This is a genomic window from Treponema sp. Marseille-Q3903, from assembly GCF_014334335.1.
Classification (GTDB): domain Bacteria; phylum Spirochaetota; class Spirochaetia; order Treponematales; family Treponemataceae; genus Treponema_D.
This window is the reverse complement of sequence record NZ_JACSEU010000001.1, coordinates 794,969-821,328: the sequence shown is the minus strand read 5'-3', so window position 1 is coordinate 821,328 and position 26,360 is coordinate 794,969. Positions and strand designations below refer to the sequence as shown.

Below are 26,360 nucleotides of genomic sequence, written 5' to 3'. Positions count from 1 at the left end.
TCACTGCAATCTTGTTGCGCACCGACACCTTATTTGCAAGGCGGCAACTTGCTCGCCGGCGTGACTTTACATTTGCCGGCGAACAAAAGTATTTACTTTATCAAAAGGCTCGCGTAAGACTTTAACGCTCCTTCCATATTTCCTGAAAGGACAGTCTTGGCGAGTTTTTTTCCGAGCTGAACACCTTCCTGGTCAAAACTGTTTACATTCCATACAAACCCTTGGAACATAACTTTGTTTTCAAAGTGAGCGAGCAATGCGCCCAAAGTTTTAGGACAAAGTTGCTTTCCGTAAATCAAACTTGAAGGTCTGTTTCCTGCAAAAGATTTATTAGGATTTTCATCTTTTTTGCCGCAAGCAAAAGCGACAATCTGAGCGGCAACATTTGCGCAAAGTTTTACCTGGCTTGTGGAATCTTCAATCACTACGTCCTGCCCTGTCTGATTTTCCCGGAACGCTATAAACTGAAGCGGAACAATATCAGTTCCTTGATGGAGCAGCTGATAAAAAGAGTGCTGACCGTTTGTTCCCGGCTCGCCGAAAATCACAGGACCTGTGAGATAGCTTATTTTTTGACCGTCGCGGTTCACTGATTTTCCGTTAGATTCCATGTCGAGCTGCTGCAGATGAGCCGGAAAACGCGAAAGCGCCTGCGAGTACGGCAAAATCGCGGTCGAAGGATATTCTTGAACATTGCGCTCGTAAATACCAATCAGAGCGTCCATCATTGCAGGGTTCTTTAAAATATCTTTATTTAGAGAAAGCTTATCTTCTTCGGCAGCACCGTCAAGAAATTCCTGAAACACTTTTGGACCAAAAGCAAGGCTCAAAACAGCGCCCCCAACTCCGGAAGTTGAAGAATAACGTCCGCCTATGTAATCGTCCATGTAGAACGCTTCCATATAGTCTGGGTTGTGTGCCAAAGGTGAAGTTTCCGATGTAACTGCAATCATGTGTTTAGAGGAGTCGCATCCGGCCTTTTTAATAAAATCTTTTACAAAAGACTCGTTTGTAAGTGTTTCAAGCGTCGTTCCCGATTTAGAGACTAGGATGAATATAGTCTTTGAAATATCTAGCGATTTTACAACGCTTGCGGCGTCATCAGGGTCAACATTAGAAATAAAATTCGCTGTCATCTTAAAAGTGTTGTTTTTCTTTGCCCAGTTTTCTAAAGCAAGATACATAGCGCGAGGTCCCAAATCAGAGCCGCCGATTCCAATCTGGCAAACTGTCGTATATTTTTCGCCTTTTTCATTGAGCAATTTTCCACTGTGAACTTTTTCGGCAAATTCAGCTATTCGTTTAGTCTCTTGCTTGTAAAATTCACGTTTGTTCACGCCGTCTGCAACAACGTCTTTGCCGAGCTGACCGCGTGTAAGCTGATGCAAAACCATTCGCCCTTCGCCAGTGTTGATTACAACGCCGTCTAAAAGCGCCTGATATTTTTCAACAAGCTGGGCTTCATCTGCCAGTTCAGAAAGAGTTTTTAGAATCTGTTCGTTGACCTGTTTCGCCGCGTAATTGTAAGTGAGCGAACCGCCCATCGGAATTGAATATTTTTTAATACGGTCTACAGCACCTGAACTTGAAAGTTCATCGGCAACGCAAACCATACCTTTAAGAGCCTGAAGTTTCTTCCATGAAGAAAGAGTGTCAGCATTTGACCAAGCAATCATAATCGCACCTCGCACTACATTTGTTTAAAAGCATTATAGTAGATTCCCCCAATCGATACAATAAACTAAAAAAAAAGACCGCCAAAAACTTGACGGTCTTTTGCAACTTTAATTGAATGTCAATTAATTGTTTGCTATGTAGTAACAAGCAGTTTTTTCCGGAGAAAGTTCAACCGTTTCCTCTGATTTGGCTTTATCAAAACCGAGTGAAATACTTGTTACACTCGTTCCGTCAAAATAGTTCAACTGAAGAGTAGGGTCTACATACACTCTCATATTAGCATTGTTGTTTACATAAACCGGAGTCTTCAAAACATATTTTATTTTAAAGTAATATTCGTGACCGGCAGGACCTGTCTTAGAACTTTCAACAGGCTGTGCTATCAACTCGCCGATAGAAAGAGCGTTAGCGCCGCCGTCTTTGAAAAGCAGTTTTGAAACGTCCGTTACTCCGCAGAAATTTGCAGCAGGCTTTGTTGTACCGTCTAAAGAACCTTTAGCCGTAAGAAAAACGGTAAATGAAGTCAAATAGCCGTAAAAATTAACGTCGGTAGTTACAGCTACAGGGTTGCCTGCAGCGTGCGCCTTTTTATACTCTGCTGTACCGTAAGTACCGATAAAGCCGGTGTCCAACACAGCAAAATCGTTTGCAAAATTATCCGTCTCAAGTTTTCTTATGTAGCCGCGGTATTTGTTTACAGTCTTAATGCTCTTTCTGTTAGTCAACAAAACTCTATAAGATGTTTTAGAAGCGAATTTCGGGTTTATCGTAAAGATAGCCTCACTTTTACCTTTAAGATTATTAGCGGGTGCCGGGTCTGCTACTTTTGTAAAAGCAGAAATAACGTTGGCATCTGTCCAAGCGCCGTTAGAAAGATACTGAATTTTAATATTGCTGCGGAAAACATCCTCACACGTATCAAAAGTCATTTTTATTGTGCCGTCGGTTTCATCGTATGGGAGAACGGTCGGAGATGCCAGTTTATTATACACAGGAATCATTTTATCAAGTCCGGCAGGAGATGCAGGCAATGACATGTCTGTACCCGAGATTGCAGAATAATAATAACTCAAGTATACATCGTCGTCCGCCTCACCTTCTACGCCGTCACCGTCGGTATCTATTTTTTGACCGGAAACAGAGGCTAAAACAGCCGGATCGATTTCAAGCAATGCGGTACGGAACGTTGACGGATCAAATGTGACATGCACATCATTTTTAATTACCTGAGCAGTGTATGAAATAGGAGTCTCAGTATACATCATAACGGTATTTGTCGTATCCGAAGTATCTGAGGTTTTATATATTTTAATTCCGCTTACAGTATTAGGGTCTACATCTTTAGAGAACTTCAACTTAACAGTCCGTGACTTTCCATCTGTTGAAGTACTATGTATATCGGCACCAACCATCTTAAATGGAGCTCTTGTATGACCTGTGGCAGTCACATTCCCATTAGGAGAGTCCAGTTCCTTAATTCTGTTTTCATATTGTTCTGCTGTCCAACCAACCTCTGCAGAGTTTTTTTGTACTATCGCATTTGTACAGCCTGCAAGCGCCAACAAAGCGGCAGTCGCGGCAAAAATAGTATAAATCTTTTTCATATATTTTTCCTCCTTGTCTTAAAATTTGAGTGCACCGGCAACTGTAACTCGGCCGTTGAAAAGTCCGTTGCTCATACTAACATTTAAAGACGTGTCAAACTCAAAATTTTCTGTCATAAACCACTGGAAGCCCATTTTTACGGATGGAGCACTAAGCTTTTTCCATTCCGCAGTTTTTGTAACAGTACCGAGGTTTCCCCCAGTTGGTGTTGTGCCGTAAGTTTTTGACTCTGTTACGCTACCGTCAAAATCAGTAGTTTTTGTTGTTGTAACGGATGTCGCAACCTGATGTGGAGCAACTTCATTTTTATACGTAAAGCTAGGTAAAGCCGCTTGAGCTGAAACTAAGAAATTAAACTTTGAAGGAATTACGACGTATTTTAAGCCGAATGTAATGTTTGGAGAAACATCAAAACCCGATGCCGATTCTGCATTTTTTGCGCTGATAGTCGTTGTTTCTACAGTTCTTGTTGTGCCGTCAACTCTTTTAAAGAAATCTTTAGTCGTAGTTTCTGTCCATTCTGTCTTTGAAGTGCTTACAATCCTTACGTTTGCGGAAATATTTCCCACCAAAGTAAGTTTGTCGGAAATATCCGACTTTGCCGTATAGCCAATAGCAAGATTGTTTTTTATATCTTTTTGGTCGGTAGTGCCGGCTGTTGTTACAGTAACTTTTTCTCCCGTATATGATGTAAGAGGATTAAAAGTAGCCGGGTCGTAGTTTTTCGGTACTATTGTAGTTGTTACAATGCCGTTGGCAGACGCTTTTCTTGAATTGCCGAACGCGTCTACGTATTTAGAATTAAAAATATTAAACTCTCCGGTGTAAGACAATCCGATTATGTTTGAAACATACTTTGTCGGAATTGTCAAAGTTGCGCCGACTGTCGGGTCAAGATCAAATACTGAATCCGCAACCTCACCTTTAGTAACATCAACTGTCGACCATGTTGTACCGCCGTTTTGCAATACTGATTTTTTACTGTAGTTGTTTTCAGTGTCAATATACGCAGCGAAACCGACTATTGGCTGCAGTTTCATTCCGGCGATATCGAGCGTCATTCCGGCTTCAATGCGAGGAACAATAGAGTGGTATTTTTGATAACCTTTGTGGTCATAAGTTGTAGACGCGGTTGTGATAACGTTTCCTTTGTCGTCCGTTACAGTTGTTACGGAATCTTGTGCTGTTGCAAAACTGTTGTCATAAGAGCCATGTGCGTCGTTATTCGAAAAAAACATCTTGGCTTTTACACCGATGTTTCCGAATCCGACCAATGCGGTAAAGCTGTTATAAGCGCCTGTTCGAGTTCCTGTTGTTTTGAGTGTACCGTTTTTTACGGTTTTTACAACTTTGCCGGTATTAGAATCTAGGGTATAAGTCCAAGTTCCGCCGGCTTCGGATTTAGTCTCTGAAGCAAAAATAGAACCTTCGTATCCGCCCGCAATTAAAATGTCTTTAATTTTAAAAGCGCCGTCAGCTTGGTAGACACTTGAACTGGAAGCTTGCGCGGAAGCAATAAACTTGCTGAATTCTACGGTATAAAAGTCTGTAACGCTCATAACGTCATCGACATCGTTAGAAAACAGACTTTGACTTGCTGTCGAAACAGGGCTTTCGGCGAACGCTGCGGCTGCCAAAGCCAACATTAAACTTCCTGCAAAAATTTTCTTGCCGAAAGCATTTAATTTTTTTTTCATACTTTATCTCCTTTTGTATGATTTTTGCAAACTAAAGTAATTAAGAGTCATAAGAGTATCTGCATCATAATTTTGATTTTTTACAAATTAAACTCTCACCGACTCGTAAATAACTTTTCCTTAGGATATATTTTATATCGTATTTTTAGATTGTCAATAATCATGTCGCAAATATAGAAAGAGACAAGCAATTTCCTCAATCAGAAAATACAATATCGCAGGTATTGAAAAGGATGCGGCACTCGGACAATTGTCTAATCATAATTGTATAAAAAACTTCTTTTTTATATAATGCGAGCATTGTTAATAATGTTGATGAGGTAAATATATGCAAGAAAAAGAGGTTCGCGTTCGTTACGCTCCGTCTCCGACAGGAATGCAGCACATCGGCGGAGTAAGAACAGCTTTGTTCAATTATCTTTTTGCTCGTTCAAAAAATGGAAAATTTATTCTTCGCCTTGAAGACACAGACCGCACACGCTACGACGAAAAATATGTAAAAAATCTTTATGATACAATGGATTGGCTTGGCATTGACTGGGACGAGGGGGGCTCTAAGGGCGGTCCGTTCGGTCCTTATGTTCAGAGCGAGCGTTTTGCGCTTTACAAAGAATACGCTATGAAACTTATTGAAAACGGCGAAGCGTATTACTGTTTTTGCGACGCTGAACGATTAGACCGCATCAGAAAAATTCAGACTGAAAACAAAATGGCTCCCGGCTACGACCGCAACTGCCGCCACCTCACTGCGCAAGAAGTTAAGGCAAATCTCGATGCTGGAAAACCTTACGTCATTCGGCTAAAAGTTCCAATGGAAGGCGTTACAAAATTCCATGACCACATTCTCGGCGACATTGAGTGGAAAAATGAAGATATTTCTCCTGATCCTGTTTTGCTCAAATCAGACGGATTTCCAACATATCACCTTGCGAATATTGTTGACGACCACTTTATGAAGATTTCTCACGTAATGCGCGCTCAGGAATGGATTCCATCAACACCGCTGCACGTTCAAATGTACCGTTCGTTCGGCTGGGAACATCCGGAGTTCTGCCATCTTCCAATGGTAAACGGTTCAGACGGAAAAAAACTTTCAAAACGACACGGCTCAACTTCTGTAAATGAATTCCGCGCGCGGGGATATTTGCCTCAGGCTATTGTAAATTATGTAGCAATGCTAGGGTGCTCGTACGAAGAGGGAAAAGAATTTTACACTCTTGAAGAGCTTTCCAATGCTTTTAAACTGGAGCATTTGAACAAAGCGCCGGCAGTATTCGACTATAAAAAGCTCGAATATTACAACGCAAACTATATCCGTCGCCTCTCGATAGAAGAATTGTACAAATGGACTTTGCCGTTTATAACAGGAACAGGCGACGCTATGTTGGAAATAAATCCGGAAAATCCGCAGCCAAAACCGAACGTCGGGCCGGAATTCTCTGGAGTTGCGCTTGACGAAAACGGTCAACTTTACTGCGTAGACAAATCGATGAATATGTCGTCAGAAGACGTAAAAAATACTTTGATGGGGCTAATGCCTTTGATTCAGGAACGGCTGAAATTCTTGACAGAAGCTGCGGAGATGATTCACTTTATGTTCACAGAGCCTGCAGTCCCACCGGCAGAGCAGATTATCCCAAAAAAACTAGATATTGCAAAGACGAAAGAAGTTTTAGAGGCGGCTAAAGATTTTGTTCATCAAGTATTCAAATTGAATCACGAAGAAGCCGAAGAGCTTGCAAAGTCAACCGCTGAAAAACTCGGGATTAAGCTCGGTGACTTTATGATGCCTATTCGCATGGCTGTAACTGGAAGCCGCGTCTCTCCACCGCTGATAGGCTCAATTATTGTTCTCGGCGAAGAAAAATCGATCGCACGCATTGAAAAAACAATCGCTGCATTGTAATCAAAAACAGGCAAAGCTGTTATAAAAAAATGGGGCTGTCTCAAAAGTCGATTACTTTCTCGACAGCCTGTCGCTAGTCAAACAACATCTCTTTTATAACTTTTTTTACGTCTAAAATCGTCTTTTTCGAAATTTTTCCTAAATGTTTTACAAGCCGAATTTTATCAACAGTTCTGATCTGGTCTAAAACGATCCAACAGTTTTTACCATCAAACTCCACTTTAATTCTAGTTGGGTATGCATGTGACTTTGTTGTCATTGGGGCAACTATTGCAGTTTAAATGTTGTGATTCATTTCATTTTGTGCATTTTGCAAAATGCCGCTGCCCAATTAGAGCGTGGTAAATCATTTACAGGAGTCAGGAGTATACCTTTTTCAGTTACTTCCATATCCATTTTGTCTTTTACGCAGAGTTTATCTAATACAAGTTTAGGAAACCGAATTCCTCGAGAATTTCCGATAGTTACTACTGAAACTAACATATTGCATCACCCTTGTATAATTATTGTGTGGTGACTTTTATTTGTCAACATCATTTTCCTAATCTTTTCAGTATATCTTTCATCAAGCCGTTGCAGCCTTCGACAATATCTGAATAAGTGTTTTCGAAATTCCCAGTGTACCATGGGTCTGTAATTTCACGTGTTTTTCCGGCGAACTCAAGGAGCAGAAAAATTTTATTTTCGGGGTCATTGTTCCACCGCCGCCTCATATTAAAAATATTTTCATCGTCCATTCCAATCAGATAATCAAACTTTTGATAGTCGTCCGATGTAATCTGACGAGCTGACCTCTGCGTAAAAGGAATGTTTTCTTTCGTCAGTTTTTGTCTTGTTCCTCGGTGAATATCATTGCCGATTTCTTCTGTGCTTGTCGCTGCTGATTCTACCAAAATTTCAGACTCGAGACCTGTTTTACGGACAATATCTTTCATTACGAATTCTGCCATAGGAGAGCGACATATATTCCCATGGCACACGAACATTATACTTAACATATTTCAAATATTATTTTATAATCGAAAACCATACAATAGGATATAAACAATCAATTTATTCTGCTTTTGGGGAGGCATATTTTTATGGCTGATTATCACGTTTTTGACGCAGCCCCGGAAGGAACTCCGGTAGCTAACTTTGTTCATCTTCATGTGCATTCTGACTACTCTCTTTTAGACAGCTGCGCCACGCTTGATAAGCTCGTCGCAAAAGCAAAGTCTTTAAATATGCCAGCACTCGCTCTTACAGACCACGGAAATCTGTTCGGGGCTCTAAATTTTGAAAAACTGTGCCATGCAAACGGAATCAACCCGATAGTCGGAGAAGAATTTTACGTCGCTTACGGAAGCCATCTTGAAAAAAATGATGTTCCATATTCTCGAAAAGGAGAAGAAGGAGAACGCCGCGCACACTATTTTCACCTTATCTTGCTATGCGAAAATCAAAAAGGTTACGAAAATATTTCATGGCTCTCTTCAATCGCTTACACAGAAGGTTTGTATTACGGAAAGCCGCGCATAGACTACGAGCTTCTCGAAAAATATCACGAAGGGTTAATCTGTTGTTCTGCATGTATACAAGGGGAACTTCCGCAGCTGCTGCTCGCCGGCATGGATGCGGAAGCCGAAGAACTTGCATTGAGATACAAAAACTTGTTCGGTCCCGACCATTATTACATTGAAATTCAAAATCACGGTATTCCTGAACAAAAAATTGTCGCCGAAAAAATGATTGCCCTTGCACGCAAACTAGATATTCCGCTAGTTGCGACAAACGATGTTCACTATGTCGAACGAGAAGACTCAGTCGCTCAAGATGCTTTAAGGTGTATCGGCTTTAAGAATTTTCTTCACAAAGAACACTCAAAGATGGGCGGCGATAAAGACCTTGATTCGTGGTATTTTAAAACAGAACAGGAAATGCGCGCTATTTTTCCTCAATGTCCTGACGCATTCGACAACACTGTCAAGATTGCAAATATGTGCAATCTAACAATAAAACAATATTCAACTTCGGAATTAAAAGAGTGTCTGCCGCGTTTTGAACTGCCGCAGGAGTTCCGCACTCACGGAGACGACTATCAGGCAAACCAAAACGATTATGTAAGACATATTGTTGAGACCGGTTTAAAAAATAGATATAAGGAAATCACTCCTGAAATCCGCGCCCGCGCAGATTACGAGATGAATACGATTTTTTCTATGGGATTTTCAGGATACTTTTTAATTGTTTGGGAATTTATAAACTGGTCAAAATCTACTTACGACAGCGTAAATAAAAAACCAAAACCATATATTCCAATCGGACCTGGAAGAGGTTCGGGGGCGGGGTCTCTAGTCGCGTACGCAATGACAATCACCGATATCGACCCATTCCGCTACGGGCTTATCTTTGAGCGATTTTTGAACCCTGAACGAGTTTCTATGCCTGACTTTGACGTAGATATGGATTTTGACTACAGGCAAGATATAATCCAGCACACTCGAGACCTTTACGGAGACGCAAACGTTGGACACATCGTGACGTTCGGTACTTTGAAACCAAAAAACTGCATTGCCGATGTTGGACGCATTTTGGAAATCCCGCTGAGCGAAGTAAATATGCTCAAAAAGTGCGTGCCTGCTAACCCTAGCGCTAGGTTAAAAGACGCATTTAGTCCTCCGACAGATAAATTTCCTGACGGCGGTCAGCTTATTAAATACAAAGATGATCCGCGTTATAAAGAACTTTTTGAACTGGCATTCAAGCTTGAAGGTGTAAAGAGAAATACAGGTCTGCACGCTTCAGGTATGGTTATCGGTCTGACAGACCTTCCTAATTGGGCACCTGTATTCAAAGACCCAAAAACAGGCGAAATAGGCGTGCAGTACACGATGGATATAATTGAGCCTTGCGGTCTTGTAAAGTTCGACTATCTCGGATTAAAAACTCTTTCCCTTATCAGATACGCAGAATCAATTATCAACAAACATAAAAAGGCAGGAGAAAAACAATTTTTGACTGCAGAAGTCTCGGAAACAGATAAAAAAACTTTCGAGCTTTTCTGTCGAGGAGACTCTGTTGCAGTATTTCAGTTTGAGTCGCCCGGCATGCAAAAAATTTTGCGCCAGTTTCAGCCTGAAAAACTCGAAGACCTTGTTGCGTTGAATGCGCTCTACAGACCGGGTCCTATGAATTACATTCCTCAGTACATCGAAGGAAAATGGAAACCGGAAACTATCAACTATCCTGATCCTGCCCTCGAAGATTTACTTAAAGAGACGTATGGCGTAATGGTCTATCAAGAACAAATAATGAAAGTGGCACAGATTATCGCGGGATTTTCTCTTGGCGGTGCCGATATGCTTCGCCGTGCCATGGGTAAGAAAAAGCCTGAAGTTTTGATGGGCAAGAAGAAAGACTTTATAGAAGGCGCTCTAAAAAACGGATATACAGAAGAACATGCCGGCGAGATATTTGAAATAATGGTTCCTTTTGCAGGCTACGGCTTCAACAAATCTCACGCAGCAGCATACTCTGTTTTGGCATACCGTACAGGATGGTTAAAGGCACACTACCCCGCTGAATTTATGGCAGCAAACTTGACAAATGAAATCACATCTACAGACGGACTTCCTTTTTACATTGAAGAAGCACGAAAAATTGGAGTCGCAGTTGATCCCCCTGATGTAAACCGCTCAGATATAGTTTTTGACGTCGTTGACGGACGAATTGTTTTTGGCTTAAAAGGCATTAAAGGCATGGGAGAGGCAGCCGCACAAGCAATCGTAAGGGAGCGTGAGGAGCACGGCAAGTACAAAAACTTTATGGACTTTATAAAAAGAGTCTGTGCTATCACAGAGAAAGATGAAGAAGGGCGCGAAAAAACTCTCGTAAACAAAAAGGCAATTGAAGTTTTAATAAAAACAGGTGCGCTTGACAATCTCGGAGAATCTAAAGATAAAATCTACAACAGATCGACTTTACTAGCTAACATGGATGCTGCACTTGCATTTGTAGACGATATTCTTGAAGACAAACGGAACGGACAAGGAGACTTGTTTGGGGAGCTCGCAGAAGAAGATCAAGTTCAGATGGATTTCAAATTCAATGTGATAGATGATATGCCTAAGATGGAACTTCTCAATATGGAAAAAGAATGCATCGGTTGCTATGTAAGCGGACATCCGCTCGATCAATATAAAAAGGTAATAGAAAATGCAGTTACATTGCGTGCCTCAAATATCGAAAGAATTGCGGCAGAGAGCAAAGCCGAAAAAGCTGCACTTGAAGCAGGCGGGGTAAAACCGTGGCAGATGAAAGATTCGGGAAAATCATATATCGCGCTTGGAGTGATAACAGGCATTCACGAAATAACAACTAAAAAGGGCGACCGCATGGCGTTTGCAAAGCTCAGCGATTATGACGGTCAGATTGACCTGACATTTTTCCCAAAAACATGGGAAGTTCTAAAACCTCAGATTGAAGACACCGGAATCTATGCGTTCAAAGGAAAAGTCGACGGCTCTCGCGAAACTCCGTCTATGATTGTAGATGAAATTGAAGATGCAGACAAATTGGAAATGCACGCCGCAAAATCCGTTCACATAATGCTCGACACTTCATTCAATTCCGAATCAGGAATTTCAGAATTAAAGAATTTTTTACTAGATAAAACAGGCAATTGTTCAGTATATTTTCATATAGACACTGGAAATAATCCTTATGTCATCAAGGCTAACGAACAGATTTCACTGACTACATCGGATTCAACCCTAAAAGAACTCCGCGATATCAGTTATGTAAAACAAGTCTGGACTGAATAGTCTTATCAACTGTCTAAAATAAAAAGTTAGGCAGTCATTTTGGAGGCTCAATTTGATTTCAATTATTCTTTCCGTCATTGCAGGGGCTCTTTCTCTGTACACTCTTTTATGTTTTATATATATTTTGCTCTCTTGGTTTCCAGGTGCTAGGTTCACAAAGTTTGGAAAGGTAATATCTTCACTCTGCGAACCATACATGAACTTTTTTTCAAAATTAGGATTTTTGCGAATTGGAAACATAGACTTTTCCCCGATAATTTCTCTCGGGCTTCTTTCGGTTTTGTCTTCAATCGTTGCCGGAATACAAGGAACAGGACGCATTTATTTTGGCGGTATAATCGCAACAATCATCTACATGCTGTGGAATATTTTGACTTCAATTCTTTCTATATTTATTCTTTTGATTTTTATAAGATGGATTGTGCTTTTAATTCACAAAGGTTACACATCTTACGAATCAGGCTGGAATCAAGTTGATATGATGATAAGCAAAATTGCCTACAAAGTTGCATCGACATTTACTAAAAAAACTGTAAGTTATCAGACAGCGCTTTTGATAACATGGATTTCGTTCGTTGTAATAATCGTTGCAGGTCGCTTTGTCATCAATGCGCTTGTAAATCTCTGTTATAAGATTCCGTTTTAGAAAAAAAATTGCGTGTCGGCGACATAAAAAATCCTGTTTCTTCAATCTCCGGAATCGGACCTCAGCTCACAAAATCTCTCGCAAAGGTGAATATTTTCACAATCGGAGATTTGCTTCAGTATTTTCCACGAGATTACGAAGACAGAACTCAAAAAGTGACACTAAAAGAATTTAGCAAGCACAGCAAAGTCCATACAGTTGCAAGAGTTATAGGTCAGCAATGGTTTGGCTATGGCACAATGCGCACTCTTAAAATAATTATCGACGATGGAACTGCAACTGCAGAACTTATCTGCTTTAATCGTGGATTTTTGGAAAAAGTTCTGGTTCCGGGAACTGTTGCGACTGTCACGGGGCAGTTTTTTGTAAAATACAACAGCTTACAGAGCACTGCTTTTGAAGTAGCTGTTCATCACGATGTTTTTTTTCCTGACACTCATGACCGAGCAGAATCAAACGCTTCCATATCTGAAATAAAACCTCTCGAAACAGGCATAATTCCAATCTATCCGCTTACAGCAGGGCTTACCCAAAGATCAGTTTTCAAAGCTATATCTCAGGCGATAAGGCAATACGCACACGGAATTGAAAACGAGCTTCCAGAAGAATTGATAGCAAAACACAAGCTTTTAGACAAACAGACAGCTATCAGGCTCATTCATCAGCCTGGATCTATAGAACAAGCAGAAAAAGCACGCAGCACTCTCGTCTACGAAGAGCTTTATCTTTTTCAACAGATTATTGCGCGCCGTGCCTACAACCGACGCGGAAATAAAAACAACGTTTCGGCAACACCTGCAAACATTTCGGGCATTACAACTTCAAACATCACGGTCGAGCAATTTTCAAATTCGCTCTCGCCGCTTCAAAAAAGCTTTTTGGAAACATTCCCTTTTGCGCTAACTCAAGACCAGATGAAAGTTATCTATGAGATGAACCTTGAAATTGACCGCAGCTACACAGAGCGTGAACGAATACTAAACCAGCTTGATCGCGGGCTGCCACCTCCAATCAGACCGTCATTTACGATGGCTCGCCTTTTACAAGGAGACGTCGGTTCAGGAAAAACTCTTGTATCTCTATTTTTATGCCTGCGAATAATAAATTGGAAAGGTCAATGCGCATTGCTCGCCCCGACTGAAATTCTTGCAAGACAGCATGCGGAAAATACGGCAAAAATGCTCGGCAGTTTGGGAGTGCGGACCGCATTTCTTACAGGTAATCTGCGCGCAGCAGGAAGAACACAATTATTAAAAGCTTTGAAAGCTGGAGAAATCGATATCGTTATCGGAACACACGCCCTTTTTTCTGCCCAAGTTGAATATAAAGATCTTGAACTCGCTGTTATAGATGAACAGCACCGTTTTGGAGTGCTCCAGCGTCAAGCAATCATAGAAAAAGGAAAAAAAACATACAAAAACACAACATTTGAACCTAATATTTTGATGATGAGTGCGACACCTATTCCACAGAGCCTGGCGCTTACCGTTTTTGGAGACCTTGATATATCTGTAATCCACACATTGCCTTCAGGAAGAAAACCTATCACAACTTATCTTGTAAAAGAAGGCAATGAATTAAACGCTTATGAAGCTGTCAGAAAAGAACTTGAAAAAGGCAGACAGGCGTATTTTGTTTACCCGGCGATCGACAGCGACCAAAATATAAAATCAGCTGAACGAGCTTTTGAACATCTTTCGCGCCGCATATATCCGCAATATAAATGCGCATTGCTTCACGGAAAAATTGAAGAAGAGCAACAAGTCAGCATTTTACAGAGTTTTCGCGATGGGGAAACACAAGTGCTCGCCGCTACAACAGTTGTAGAAGTAGGCGTCGACGTTCCGAATGCAACTTGCATGGTGATTGAACAGGCAGACAGGTTTGGAATGGCTCAACTTCATCAGCTGCGCGGTCGTGTAGGGCGAGGAAGTGAACAATCATTTTGCTTTTTAATCTACAGCAAAGATATCACAGAAACAGGAATTGAACGCATGAAAGCTCTTCGAAAAAGCACAGATGGATTTTTTATCGCAGAGCAAGATCTTAAGACGAGAGGACCCGGCGAGATAAACGGAACAATTCAATCTGGAGAATTAGAGTTCAAACTTGCAGATTTAAGCCGCGATATGAACATTATGGAAGCAGCTCGTGCCGATGCAATCGAAATGTGTGTCAAAAATAACCATAATTATCAGCCATAAAAAAGTGTGTATCAAAATGATACATATTTTTTTTATCAAAATAAATGTGTATCAAAATCGGACAATGTAACTATAAAAAGTCAAATCGGCAACAAAATTCTAACAAAAATAAATTATTTTAACTTTTTTTATTAAAATCGCATCCGTTGGCACATAACTTGCTATATATTACTATATATTGTAAATCAAGGAGATTCAATTATGACAAACGATGAAAATATCCTAGCTATGTACTTAAAGGACATCAACAAGATTCCTATGATTTCTCACGAAGAAGAAGTTGAACTTGCTAACAAAGCACATGCAGGTGATAAAGCAGCTATGAATAAACTTGTAAATTCTAATCTCCGTTTTGTTGTCAACGTTGCAAAAAAGTATCAGAAGCACGGTTTAGATTTAACAGATCTTATCAATGAAGGAAATATCGGGCTTATAACGGCGGTAAATAAATTTGATGTTTCAAAAGGATATCACTTTATATCTTACGCTGTGTGGTGGATTCGTCAGAGCATTTTAAAGGCAATCTGCGAAAAAAGCCGCGCAATTCGCCTTCCATTGAATAGAGCGAACGAACTTGTTCAGATTGAACAAGCACGCAAAATTGTAGGTTCAAAGAAAACAGAACAGCAGGAATATGAAGAAATCGGTGCAATGCTCAACATGGATACAAAACACGTGCGCGATATGATAAACATCAGCCGAGATATGATTAGCCTCGACGCAGAGATAAATGATTCCGACAGCGGTCATGCAAAAATCGGTGACTTTTTTGAAGACGATTCATACGACAGACCTGAGGAACAGGCAATCGGACAATCACTGCGAGAAGAAATCAACAATGTTGTTGATTCACTTAGACCAAATGAAGCTCGCGTGATAAAGATGAGATACGGCTTAAACGGAGCAAAACCGATGTCTCTTAAAGAAGTCGGTGAAGAATGTGATCTCACAAAAGAACGCATACGTCAAATCGAAAAGCACGCAATAGTTAGACTTCAGCATCCGACTCGTTCACGCAGACTCGAAGCTTACGTTGCTTAATAAATAATGTAAAATATTCGTGTTCATTGCTACTGCCGCTAAAAAGTGATAGACTGTCCAAACACATCACATTGGAGGGTACAATGGTACCGGTATTAATTAAAGATTTATTATCATCAAACCCGGACGGACGCCAAGTTAAAGTTTGCGGCTGGGTTCGTACGGTTCGAGACTCAAAAGGTCTTGTTTTTATTCAGGTTAACGATGGAAGTTGTTTTGCCAATATTCAGTTGACGTTTGACCGCTCTAATCCTTCCGATAATGCAAATGTAAATAATATCGAAGAAACTCTCAAAATTTTGAATACAGGGGCTTCTGTTAGGGCTACCGGAACTCTTATAAAATCTCCTGCAAGCGGACAAGCTGTCGAAGTTACTCTTGAAAATATTGAATGTCTCGGAAAATGCAATCCTGAAGAATATCCTCTTCAGAAAAACAAGATGTCTATGGAATATCTTCGTGAAGTTGCACATCTGAGGGCAAGGACAAACACTTTTGGCGCAGTTTATCGAGTTAGAAATCAGCTGGCATTTGCAGTCCATTCATTTTTTCAAGAAAGAGGATTTCTGTACATAAATGCCCCAGAAATAACATGCTCCGATGCCGAAGGGGCGGGAGAAATGTTCCAAGTTACAACTTTAAGCATGGAAAAAATTGCAGAGCTAGGTGTCAAGGCAGGACAGGGCGGAATGAAAGTCGAAGATGCCCACAAAATTGTCGATTATTCAAAAGACTTTTTCGGAAAAAAAGCGAGCCTCACTGTTTCCGGTCAGCTTGAAGCAGAAACTTTAGCAACAGCGCTGAGCCGCGTATATACGTTTGGACCGACTTTCCGTGCAGAAAACTCAAACACACCTCGTCATCTTGCTGAATTTTGGATGATAGAACCGGAAATGGCTTTTTACGATTTGGACGACGACATGGACATTCAGGAAGATTTTGTAAAATATCTCCTAAATTGGGCTTTGACAAAGTGCCGAGAAGATCTTGAATTCTTCGACAAACGGATTCAACCGGGACTGATTGAAAGCCTCGAAAAAGTTGCAAACGCAAAATTTGTCCGCATTTCTTACACTGACGCAATAGAAAAACTCGAAGAAGCTTCAAAAAATGGCGCAAAGTTTGAATTCAAACCATACTGGGGTTGCGATATCGCTACGGAACACGAACGCTACCTTACAGAAAAGATTTTCAACTGTCCTGTGATGGTTTACAACTATCCAAAAGAAATTAAATCTTTTTATATGAAACAAAATGAAGACGGAAAAACTGTAAAAGCCGTAGACGTGCTTGTGCCTGGAATTGGCGAATTGATTGGCGGTTCTGAACGTGAAGAAAATTATGAAAAACTCCTAAAAGCATGCGAAGAACGCAAAATGGATATGTCGAACTACGAATGGTATCTTGATTTGCGCAGGTTCGGTTCGGTTCCACACTCGGGATTTGGACTTGGGTTTGAACGGCTGATACGTTACGTGACAGGAATGGAAAATATCAGGGACGTAATTCCGTATCCGCGTGCTCCAAAACTTGCAGATTTTTAATGATAAAAAGCGCTCTGAATGAAAAATAAACTGACGCCATCACAAGCAATCACGAAATTCTCACAATTTTTATTTCTCTCGTTTAAATCCGGCGACGATAATATTTTGTGGGAAAGCGCCGCTTCTTGTTCGTACAGTTTTATTTTTTCTTTTATTCCGGTAGTGATGATAATCTTTACAATTTTGATCAGCTTTCTCAAAATAACGCCGGAAATTTTAGGCATAGTAATTGAATTTTGCAAAAAATTTTCAAAAGTCTATGATGTGGCTCCTGTCATAGAAAATCTTATAAATAAAAAGTCTCTCTCTCTGATTGATTTATTCATCGGTATTTGGGTCGTATGGATGGCTCGAAAATTGTTCTTATCTATTGTGCAGGCGATGAACAGAATCTTTCTTTCAGCATCTAAACGAGTGACAATAGGAAACCAAATAATAACTTTTATATCGGAATTTGCGATTGTCATTTTGTTTATCGTCGTGATGATTTTTGTTTTTTTGTTCAATAAATTTCTACACATCAGAGTGCTCGAAGAGATAAGAAGCAAGTTTCCCCAAGTTTTCAGGATGCGCTCAAACATTTTGATCTCCGGTCTTTTATATTTGATGATATATACATTCACAGTTTACGCATACAAATTTATGAGCGGTTCCAAACCAAGATGGCGTATTGCGGCTTTCTACGCACTGATTTCGACAGGAATCACTTTTTTGCTCTCGTTCTACATAAACAAATTTATGCACTTTACAAATTACAACGTAGTCTACGGGACAATCAGCACATTTGTCATCTTTTTGTTTAGAGTATACATGTTCTTTGCTGTTTTTCTTTTTTGTGCCCAGATGGTTTACGTAAGTCAGTTTTTTGAAGAGCTTGTAGTTGCGCAGATTTACACTCAAAAGGCAAATATTTTATTTGCAAACCCTTCAGTCTACAAAATCGAATCTGAAAAAAAAGTTTATCAATCAGGAGAGACTGTTTATCAAGAAGGCGATAAGGCTGATTACGTTTATTTTATATGCAGCGGAGCCGTTGTAGAGACAAAAGACGGAATTCCAACTTCGTTTTCAAAAGGTGACTTTTTTGGAGAAATTCCGATGTTTCTTCATACTGCAAGACAGACAACAGCTTATGTTCAAGGTGAAACTGAACTGATTTTAATCCGCTCAAAAAAATTCAAAGAGATAATACGCAAAAATCAGGCAGCATCAGCAAAAGCGCTTGAACGTGTAAACAATTTTACTCGCGACTGAAAAAGTCAGAGAAATTTTCACATGCTGACAGTTCACTTATCAATTGCGCAATTGAGTTTTTAAACGCATCTTCGCCACACACCTATCTCTATTCCACTTCTGTTTAATTTTCATTATAATCTCAATATGTCACGCTCAAAGATTGTTGTATTAGATTTTGGAAGCCAGTACGCACATTTGATTGCAAAACGTTTCCGCATGTTAGGTTATTATTCGGAAATCGCACTGCCTTCTACAGATATTTTTGTTTTCGAAAATTGTAAAGGAATTGTTTTTTCCGGCGGACCTTCATCTGTCTACGATGAAAAAGTTCCTGAGTTTAATTCGGAAATTTTAAATCTCGATATTCCGATTTTAGGACTTTGCTACGGACACTATATCGTACAACTCGGATACAACGGAAAAGTCGGCAAACAGGAGACAGGAGAATTTGGGTTTGCGACGCTCAACATCAACGAAAAACTAAAATCGCCTCTGTTTGAAGGGATCGAACATCAGCAGCAAGTCTGGATGAGCCATCAGGACGGAGTTTTAAAATTGGGAGATGGATTTGAAGTTTTGGGTTCAACAAAAGATTGCAAATACGCCGCAACGCAAAACCTTGCAAAGAAAAGATTTAGCCTTCAATTCCACTGCGAAGTAAAAGACACTCCTTGCGGTGAACGAATTTTTCAGAATTTTGCGAATTATTGCGGAATGGAAAAAAATTGGGATCACGAAACTGTGCTTCAAATTATCTTGGAAAACATCAAAAAAGATGCAGGTGACAAAAACGTTCTTTTGTTTTTAAGCGGAGGAGTAGATTCGACAATCACGTTTGCGCTTCTAAACAAAGCTCTCGGGCAAAAAAGAGTTCTCGGGCTTCATATCGATAACGGTTTTATGCGTAAAAATGAAAGTGCCGAAGTTGCAGCTGCTTACAAAAAGTTTGGATTTTCAAACTTTATCACTGAAGACGCTTCTGAAAGTTTTTTGAAAGCAATCGCAGGGCTCACAGACCCACAAAAAAAGCGGATGGCTGTCGGAGAAAACTTTATAACAGTTTACAACGAAGTTATATCAAAACAAAAACTTGATGATAACTGGCTACTCGCACAAGGAACTTTGTATCCTGACATCATTGAATCAGGCGGAACAAAAAACTCAAACACTATTAAAACTCATCACAACAGAGTTGACGGTATTCAAAAACTGATTGAAAAAGGTCTGATAATCGAGCCTATCCGAGAGCTATATAAAGATGAAGTTCGCGCAATCGGATACAAGCTAGGTCTACCAGAGCAACTTATCATGCGTCATCCGTTCCCCGGTCCTGGACTTTCAATCAACGTGCTTTGCTATGATGGAAAATCATGGTCTCAAAAAGACGAAGAAGAATACGCCGCTGCTAAAAAAGAATTGGCTGAAGTTACACTCGATATGTTCTGCGCAAACTGTACGGCAAATCTGAAGCGTGATGTACTTCCAGTCCGCTCGGTCGGCGTTCAAGGAGACTTCCGCACATATCGTTTCCCTGCCATCTTAGATTTTGGGTCTGCAAAAGACGGAGAATGGGCAAACAGAACGGACGCTGCAAAAATCGGAATGCGCCACTTTCCTAACAAGCGCGAAAAAATTGAAGCATGTTCTTCTGCAATCACAAATAAAGCCAGATTCATCAACAGGACGTGCATTAAATTATACCAAAAACAAGGTGTAAAAAATGAAGACCTTAAATTGCAGGAAGGCTACTGCGACCGCCGCCGGCTCGACCAACTGCGCGAAGTAGACAACATTGTTTTGACAGAACTTCGCAAAGCCGGCTGGTACGACAAAATTTTCCAGCACCTTACAATCGGTCTGCCTTTTGCAACAAGCGCAGACAGAGCGACATTTGTTTTACGCCCTGTAGTTTCAGAAGACGTGATGACTGCTCGCTTTGCCATGATTCCAAAGGAAATACTCGGAAAAATTGTAGAGCAGATTGCGGCTCTTCCATTTGTAGATGCACTTTACTTTGACGCAACAAATAAACCGCCTGCAACATTCGGCTGGGAATAAGACATAGCTAATCAGCACAAAGCCCGACTACGCAACATTGTTCCCAAGAGCATGTCACTTCTGGTAGTTTAGTACAGCCTCTGTGATAAGCGGAATAAGTTGCTTTTTTCGAGAAACAACTCCCTGCAAGTAGTATACCTTGTCTTCCATCTTCGGCCATGTGATAAACTGCTCAAATTTTGAATCGTAGTCTATTAAAAGAATGCTGGAAAGATTTGTGATATCGGTGACAAGAAGACAACTGAACAATGTTTTGCGACCGCGCCGTTCAATTTCAAGCTCCTTGAGGAAATCAGCTTTGCGATCCATAACTTCCCGAGTGTTCCCAACTTCAATCTGGCTTGCAGTGTAAGAAACTTTTCCTTCAACGTATTCTTTCATATCCTGATGAATCAAATCGGAAGCATCGCGACCTTTGATGTTGCTGCCGGCCTTTATAATTTCATTCCCAAGTTCTTTATAATCGAGGTCGGTGATAGACGACAAATATTCAACAGCATCTCGATCAGTATCTGTTGTAGTTGCCGATTGCAGGATCAGCGTGTCAGATAAAATACCGCACAGGAGCAAAGACGCAACATCTTTTGGAATTGGAACTTTATATTCTTGATATAAACCTGCAATCTGTGTTGCAGTAGAACCGACAGGACGGTTGATAAACGTGATTGGGTCTTTTGTCGGAATTGCCCCGATTCTGTGATGGTCTATCACTTCCTTGATTTTATAATGTTCGACACCTTCTACAGCCTGCGCTATTTCGTTGTGGTCAACCAAAATCACTTCGACATTAGGTTCTTTTAGCAAATCGTGTTCAGAGACAATTCCGATCACTTTGTTGTCCTCATCGACAACAGGAAGATACTTGCAATGCGCATCTTTTAAAATGTCTTTGATTTTTGAGACTGTATCGTTCATTGAAACTGTTTTTATTTCTTTATCGCCCATTTCATATACAGGCATAGAATATGCAATCAACATCGAAGTCGGAGACGTCGAATAAGGGCTGACGATAACAGAAACACCGTTTTTTTCTGCAAGTTCGCGGAGTTTTTTATCGATTACGCAGCCGCTTGTAATTATCAGAAGTTTTATTTTACGTTCTATGCATACTCTCTGAATATCTTCGCGATCGGAAGCAATCACGACAAGATTTTCAGAGCGGTGCGCATCAAGCCGTTTTGTAAACGATTCGATAGAAGAAGAACCAACATGGATTGAAGCTTTAAACGTTTTATCTCCATCAGTGACAATCAGAGGCTGAGCGTTAAGTGTTTTCAAGATAAGGTTTATGCTTGTCGGCAAACTATGTTTTTTTTCAGGGTTGAGGATTGTAAGAACACCTTTTGCAAACCCTGAATAGTGCAGCAATGAAACATATTTTCCATCTTTGTCTACGATTGGAGTGACGCGGTCTTCCTGCTGCTCCATTCTGCCAATCGCTTCCCAAACAGAAACGTTTTCGTTTACGCATTCAACGTTGTCCTGCATAAAATATTTTACTTTTGGAATCAAGTCAGGAATGTATTCAGGACGGGTCACCGCAAATTTTTCAAAAATATAACGAGTTTGAGGATTTAAATGCCCTGCTCGCGCAGCGACATATTCCGAATATCCTAAAAGATTTTTTAGTTTTGCATAAGCGTACGCCGAAACAACGGCATCAGTATCGGGATTTTTATGTCCGATTATGTAAATTGTTTTTTTCATATATTTGTTACCTTTATTTTTACAATTTTAAAAATAAGTTGAAAAGCAAGTGAAAATAAGCCGATTTTTTAGCATTTTGATAAAACAAAACATTTTGTCATATTATACAATAATTCAATTTGGTTGTCATGATGCCTTTATATCTATAAAAAAATGATATATACTCGCTTTTATGAACACATACAGATATGAAACACACCTTCACACTTGTCAAGGAAGTGCATGCGGTAACTCATTTGGCAAAGACTATATAAAACTTTACAAAGAAATCGGATACGACGGCATTTTTGTGACAGACCATTTTTTTGGCGGCAACACCGCAGTTCCTTTTGATTTACCGTGGCAGGAAAGAATTGAACTCTACTGCAAAGGATACGAACAAGCTCTCGAAACAGCAGAAGAAATAAACAGTGCCGATGGCGGCAGTTTTAAAGTTTTTTTTGGACTGGAGCAAACTTTTGACGGTGATGATTATTTAATATACGGCTTAGATAAAAAATGGCTGCTATCTCATCCTGAAGTTGAGAAAATGTGTCATTCGGAATTGTTCAACGCTGTAGATAAAATCGGTGGACTTATGATTCAGGCGCATCCTTTTAGATTGCGTGATTATATCAAAGCGATTCACCTACACCCACGCGATATTCACGGAATTGAGATTTACAATGGTGGCAATCGGATAGAAGAGAATCAGTTGGCAGAAATCTATGCAAAAAAATACAACTTTCCAATGACAAGCGGTTCAGACATCCACGACTGCAATTGCCTCCTTTCGATTGGAAGCGATTTTCACGTAGGCGGGATGGATTTTGAAACTCCTCTTGAGGATGTGTTTGATTACGCAAATCGGATTAAAAATCATCAGGGAAAGATAATCTCTTGAAACTCCGCTTTTAAAACTATCGCGAATCTTAAAATCTTGACAAACCTGTTTTCTGCTCTATGATTGAAGTATCCGTATTCAAAAAAAGGATTATTTATGGAAAAGACTTCAATTACACCGAAATTATTAAAAGAAAATTTCATTAAAATATATGGCTTCGGAGATGGAGTTCGAATATTCAAATCTCCTGCACGCATCAATATCATTGGAGAACACATAGACTACAACGGCGGAAAAGTGCTCCCAACAGCTATCGACAGATTTCTTTACTGCGCAATCCGCAAAAGACCGGATACGAAAATCGTGTACAGCGATTTATTTTTTCCCGGCACTTATAGTTTTGATATAAATGATGATTTTATATTCGATAGCGCTAACGATTATGCGAATTTTTTGAATGGAATTATTTCATGCATGAAAAAAAGCGGATTTGAGTTCCCTTGCGGATTCGATGTATTGATAGGGAGCAATATTCCGAGTGCCGGAGGGATATCATCATCTTCAGCTTTGGAATGCGGATTTGCATGGGCTGTAAACGAGACTTTCGGCTTCAATATTTCACGAAAAAAAATTGCATTGATGGGGCAAAAGAGTGAACACGAGTTTATCAACGTGAACTGTGGAATCATGGATCAGTACATAATTGCGACAGCTAAAAAAAATACGGCTGAACTTATCGACTGCGCAAAAATCGAACACGAATACGTCCCGTTGAAACTTGGGGATTACAGATTTATAGTTATGAATTCTAAAAAACAACGCAAACTTTCCGATTCAAAATACAACGAACGGCGAGCCCAATGCGAAGAAGGTTTGACAATCTTGCAGGATGCCGGTTACGATTTTCCGAACCTCTGTGCTATAACGCCAGAGCTTTTTGATGAAGCAGGTCCTTTGATAAAAGACGATGAGATTTACAGACGCGTGCGACATTGTGTAACAGAGATGGACAGGGTATTAAAAGCCGTAGATGCGCTGAAAGCAAACAATCTTGCTGAATTGGGGACGCTTTTGTACGCATCACACGCATCTTTACGCGATGACTATGAAGTGACAGGAATTGAACTTGACACATTGGTAGACGAGGCATCTAAACAGCACGGTTGCATAGGAGCGCGCATGACAGGAGCAGGATTCGGAGGCTGCGCAATCGCGATCGTTCACAAAGATTCAATCGATTCTTTTATAAAAAATACGGGTGACGCTTATAAAAGAGTCATCGGGTATGAAGGTGATTTTTTTGCATGCTCAAGTGGAGATGGAGTTAGTGAAATTTAAAATAAAACAGCCGCAGGCAAAAATGAAAATGCATGCGGACTGTTTTATCATCGTGTTAGAGTACAGGAACTCTATTAAAATAATCTTTTGTTTCTTTTGCGACAATTCCGCTTAAAACAATCAAAGATATACAGTTTGGAATCGCCATCAAACCGTTTGTGATATCGGCGATTGTCCAAACTGCGGAAATTGTCATATAAGGTCCAATCGCAACTGCCGCAATATAAAGCCAACGATAGATTTTTACGACAGTCATATTTCCGTTTGACAGATATTCAAGACATTTTTCAGAATAGTAGTCCCAGCCGAGAATAGTCGTAAATGCAAAAAATACAAGACAAATCATAAGCAAGAACTGAACAGAAACACCATCGCCACCGAGCATTGCAGAAAATGCGTTAGCGGTAAGTGCTGCCCCTGTAGCACCGCTGTTCCAGACATCGATTCCTGATAGCACAATTGAAAGCCCTGTCATTGTACAGATTATCAACGTATCGATTACAGTTCCGGTCATATTTACTAAGCCTTGTTCGACATGTTCGTTTGTCTGGACTGCCGATGCAGCGATTGGAGCCGATCCTAGTCCTGCCTCGTTCGAGAAAATACCTCGAGCAATACCTTTCTGCATCGCCATGCGGATGATTGTTCCCGCAGCCGCACCTGAAATTGCTTTAATGCCCGAATCAAACCCAAATGCACCTTTGAATATCAGAGCAAAAGCAGCCGGAACTTTAGAAGCGTTCATGATTATAACCGAAAGACCGAGAAATACATAGATTATAGCCATAGCGGGAACAACTTTTTCTGCAACTTTTGCGATTCGCTGAAGACCGCCGATAACTACAAGTGCAACTCCGACAGTGATGATCGCACCTGCAATCACAGTTGCCCAAGAATATGAATATTGACCGATTGTAAATGCAACAGCAGTTTTCTCAGGGTCGAATGCGTTTTGAACAGCGCCGCAAATACCGTTTACCTGTGTGAATGTACCGATGCCGAAAAGTCCTACGAGAGTTCCGAAAATTGCAAACAAAACGGCAAGCCATTTCCAGTTTTTGCCCATACCTTTTTCAATCACATAGAATGGTCCTCCAAGCACATGACCGTCTTCCTTGACTTCACGGTATTTAATAGCAAGCATACATTCAGCATACTTTGTAGCTGTTCCAAGCAGAGCGGCAATCCACATCCAAAAAAGGGCACCGGGTCCACCGGCAAGAATGGCAGTAGCAACACCTACGATGTTACCGGTACCAATCGTTGCAGACAGTGCAGTACAAAGAGCGGAAAATCCAGAAAGCTCTCCTTTACCTTCATTCTCTTTAAAAATACTTTTAAAAGCACGTCTCAGTTTTGTAAACTGAATACCGCGAGCTGCGACCGTCATCACTATTCCGGTCACAAGAATAAGAGCGATTGTCGGGATTCCCCAAACAACGTCATCAATAGTGTTAAGGATTGTTTCAAACATAAACATGTCCTTTAAAAAAGAAATAGAGTTTGCCGATATCAAAGAATGAACCGAACAAACTCCCCAAAGAGCAGAATAGAACTTTTTCTTTAGCTCCGTCCCTTATGCCTGAGATATCGGGAAGCTTTCATATAATATGAACATCTTCCCTTAACCCTTCGGCGTCCCACAGGAATGTGAGAACTCTCCAGAGAATTGCATTTTCAAAACACGTTGAAAAAACAATGTCCTTATAATATACAAAGAAAAAATTATTTGCAATATTTCGCATCATTTTTCACATCATATTAGGCTTGGTTTGCAGAGTTTTATAGACATTTCCCTCTTATTAAAAAAAGAAACCCTCTGAAAAACCAAAATTTTCCAGAGGGCGTATATATAAACACCCCGGAGCTTTGCTACGACGGGATGAAAAAAAGGGACAAAAAATCCCTTTGATACAAAGTTTTTCAATCAAGAAATCAAAAAATCAAGAAAAAAAATCACCTCATGCGAAGTGATTTTTGAACTTTCTATAAGGAGTGGATAGGAGTCGAACCTACCAATGATGGTTTTGCAGACCAGTCCCTTACCGCTTGGGTACCACTCCAAAAATGTAT

The 26,360-nt window shown here is 40.3% G+C and carries 17 protein-coding genes, 1 tRNA gene, 1 pseudogene and 1 riboswitch; of the genes and pseudogenes, 10 read left to right on the top strand and 9 right to left on the bottom strand.

What is annotated here, in order from left to right; all coding sequences use genetic code 11:
* Positions 1-92: 92 nt before the first annotated feature.
* The 3 genes from H9I37_RS03815 to H9I37_RS03805 form a co-directional block, all read right to left on the bottom strand.
* On the bottom strand, positions 93-1,676 hold the full coding sequence (locus H9I37_RS03815; protein ID WP_187381148.1) for a glucose-6-phosphate isomerase: 1,584 nt from the start codon (positions 1,674-1,676) through the stop codon (positions 93-95).
* A 123-nt stretch (positions 1,677-1,799) separates the two neighbouring features.
* Complete coding sequence (locus tag H9I37_RS03810; RefSeq protein ID WP_187381147.1) at positions 1,800-3,281, bottom strand: hypothetical protein; 1,482 nt, start codon at positions 3,279-3,281, stop codon at positions 1,800-1,802.
* An 18-nt stretch (positions 3,282-3,299) separates the two neighbouring features.
* Complete coding sequence (locus tag H9I37_RS03805) at positions 3,300-4,979, bottom strand: TDE2508 family outer membrane beta-barrel protein (RefSeq protein ID WP_187381146.1); 1,680 nt, start codon at positions 4,977-4,979, stop codon at positions 3,300-3,302.
* A gap of 328 nt (positions 4,980-5,307) precedes the next feature.
* Between H9I37_RS03805 and gltX the strand changes: the two genes are divergently transcribed.
* Complete coding sequence (gene gltX, locus H9I37_RS03800) at positions 5,308-6,885, top strand: glutamate--tRNA ligase (protein WP_187381145.1); 1,578 nt, start codon at positions 5,308-5,310, stop codon at positions 6,883-6,885.
* A 73-nt stretch (positions 6,886-6,958) separates the two neighbouring features.
* On the opposite strand, the pseudogene H9I37_RS03795 reads toward gltX, so the two are convergent.
* From H9I37_RS03795 to H9I37_RS03785, 3 genes and pseudogenes are all read right to left on the bottom strand, one after another.
* Positions 6,959-7,162: pseudogene (locus H9I37_RS03795) on the bottom strand (type II toxin-antitoxin system PemK/MazF family toxin); the annotation flags it as partial.
* A 14-nt stretch (positions 7,163-7,176) separates the two neighbouring features.
* On the bottom strand, positions 7,177-7,368 hold the full coding sequence (locus tag H9I37_RS03790; RefSeq protein ID WP_187381143.1) for an AbrB/MazE/SpoVT family DNA-binding domain-containing protein: 192 nt from the start codon (positions 7,366-7,368) through the stop codon (positions 7,177-7,179).
* A gap of 50 nt (positions 7,369-7,418) precedes the next feature.
* A complete protein-coding gene (locus H9I37_RS03785; RefSeq protein ID WP_255422549.1) occupies positions 7,419-7,871 on the bottom strand; it encodes a low molecular weight protein-tyrosine-phosphatase in 453 nt (150 codons plus the stop codon).
* A 96-nt stretch (positions 7,872-7,967) separates the two neighbouring features.
* On the opposite strand from H9I37_RS03785, the gene dnaE reads away from it, so the two are divergent.
* The 7 genes from dnaE (at position 7,968) to guaA (ending at position 20,419) form a co-directional block, all read left to right on the top strand.
* On the top strand, positions 7,968-11,690 hold the full coding sequence (dnaE, locus tag H9I37_RS03780; protein WP_187381141.1) for a DNA polymerase III subunit alpha: 3,723 nt from the start codon (positions 7,968-7,970) through the stop codon (positions 11,688-11,690).
* Between the two features lie 52 nt (positions 11,691-11,742).
* Positions 11,743-12,336 (top strand): YggT family protein, encoded by a 594-nt coding sequence (locus H9I37_RS03775; RefSeq protein ID WP_187381140.1) that lies wholly within the window; start codon positions 11,743-11,745, stop codon positions 12,334-12,336.
* A gap of 8 nt (positions 12,337-12,344) precedes the next feature.
* Positions 12,345-14,540 carry an ATP-dependent DNA helicase RecG gene (locus tag H9I37_RS03770; protein WP_187381139.1) on the top strand — a complete coding sequence of 732 codons (2,196 nt, stop codon included), beginning with the start codon at positions 12,345-12,347 and terminating at the stop codon, positions 14,538-14,540.
* Positions 14,541-14,741: 201 nt separating this feature from the next.
* Positions 14,742-15,581 (top strand): sigma-70 family RNA polymerase sigma factor, encoded by an 840-nt coding sequence (locus H9I37_RS03765; protein ID WP_187381138.1) that lies wholly within the window; start codon positions 14,742-14,744, stop codon positions 15,579-15,581.
* A gap of 83 nt (positions 15,582-15,664) precedes the next feature.
* Positions 15,665-17,125: an asparagine--tRNA ligase gene (asnS, locus tag H9I37_RS03760; RefSeq protein ID WP_187381137.1), complete on the top strand. Its 1,461-nt coding sequence runs from the start codon at positions 15,665-15,667 to the stop codon at positions 17,123-17,125.
* 18 nt (positions 17,126-17,143) lie between these two features.
* Positions 17,144-18,379, top strand: a complete 1,236-nt coding sequence (locus H9I37_RS03755; protein WP_187381136.1) for a YhjD/YihY/BrkB family envelope integrity protein — start codon at positions 17,144-17,146, stop codon at positions 18,377-18,379.
* A 126-nt stretch (positions 18,380-18,505) separates the two neighbouring features.
* Positions 18,506-20,419 (top strand): glutamine-hydrolyzing GMP synthase, encoded by a 1,914-nt coding sequence (gene guaA / locus H9I37_RS03750; protein ID WP_187381135.1) that lies wholly within the window; start codon positions 18,506-18,508, stop codon positions 20,417-20,419.
* Positions 20,420-20,473: 54 nt separating this feature from the next.
* Here the strand turns inward: guaA and H9I37_RS03745 are convergent, their stop codons facing one another.
* The gene (locus H9I37_RS03745) at positions 20,474-22,126 is read right to left on the bottom strand and encodes a putative manganese-dependent inorganic diphosphatase (protein WP_187381134.1); all 1,653 of its coding nucleotides are present in this window, start codon (positions 22,124-22,126) and stop codon (positions 20,474-20,476) included.
* A 172-nt stretch (positions 22,127-22,298) separates the two neighbouring features.
* On the opposite strand from H9I37_RS03745, the gene H9I37_RS03740 reads away from it, so the two are divergent.
* On the top strand, positions 22,299-23,009 hold the full coding sequence (locus H9I37_RS03740; RefSeq protein ID WP_187381133.1) for a PHP domain-containing protein: 711 nt from the start codon (positions 22,299-22,301) through the stop codon (positions 23,007-23,009).
* A 96-nt stretch (positions 23,010-23,105) separates the two neighbouring features.
* The gene (locus H9I37_RS03735) at positions 23,106-24,287 is read left to right on the top strand and encodes a galactokinase (protein WP_187381132.1); all 1,182 of its coding nucleotides are present in this window, start codon (positions 23,106-23,108) and stop codon (positions 24,285-24,287) included.
* Positions 24,288-24,342: 55 nt separating this feature from the next.
* On the opposite strand, the gene H9I37_RS03730 is transcribed toward H9I37_RS03735, so the two are convergent.
* Complete coding sequence (locus H9I37_RS03730) at positions 24,343-25,761, bottom strand: alanine/glycine:cation symporter family protein (RefSeq protein ID WP_187381131.1); 1,419 nt, start codon at positions 25,759-25,761, stop codon at positions 24,343-24,345.
* Positions 25,762-25,846: 85 nt separating this feature from the next.
* A riboswitch (glycine riboswitch) is annotated at positions 25,847-25,962 on the bottom strand.
* Positions 25,963-26,278: 316 nt separating this feature from the next.
* Positions 26,279-26,350, bottom strand: a tRNA-Cys gene (locus tag H9I37_RS03725).
* Positions 26,351-26,360: the final 10 nt, after the last annotated feature.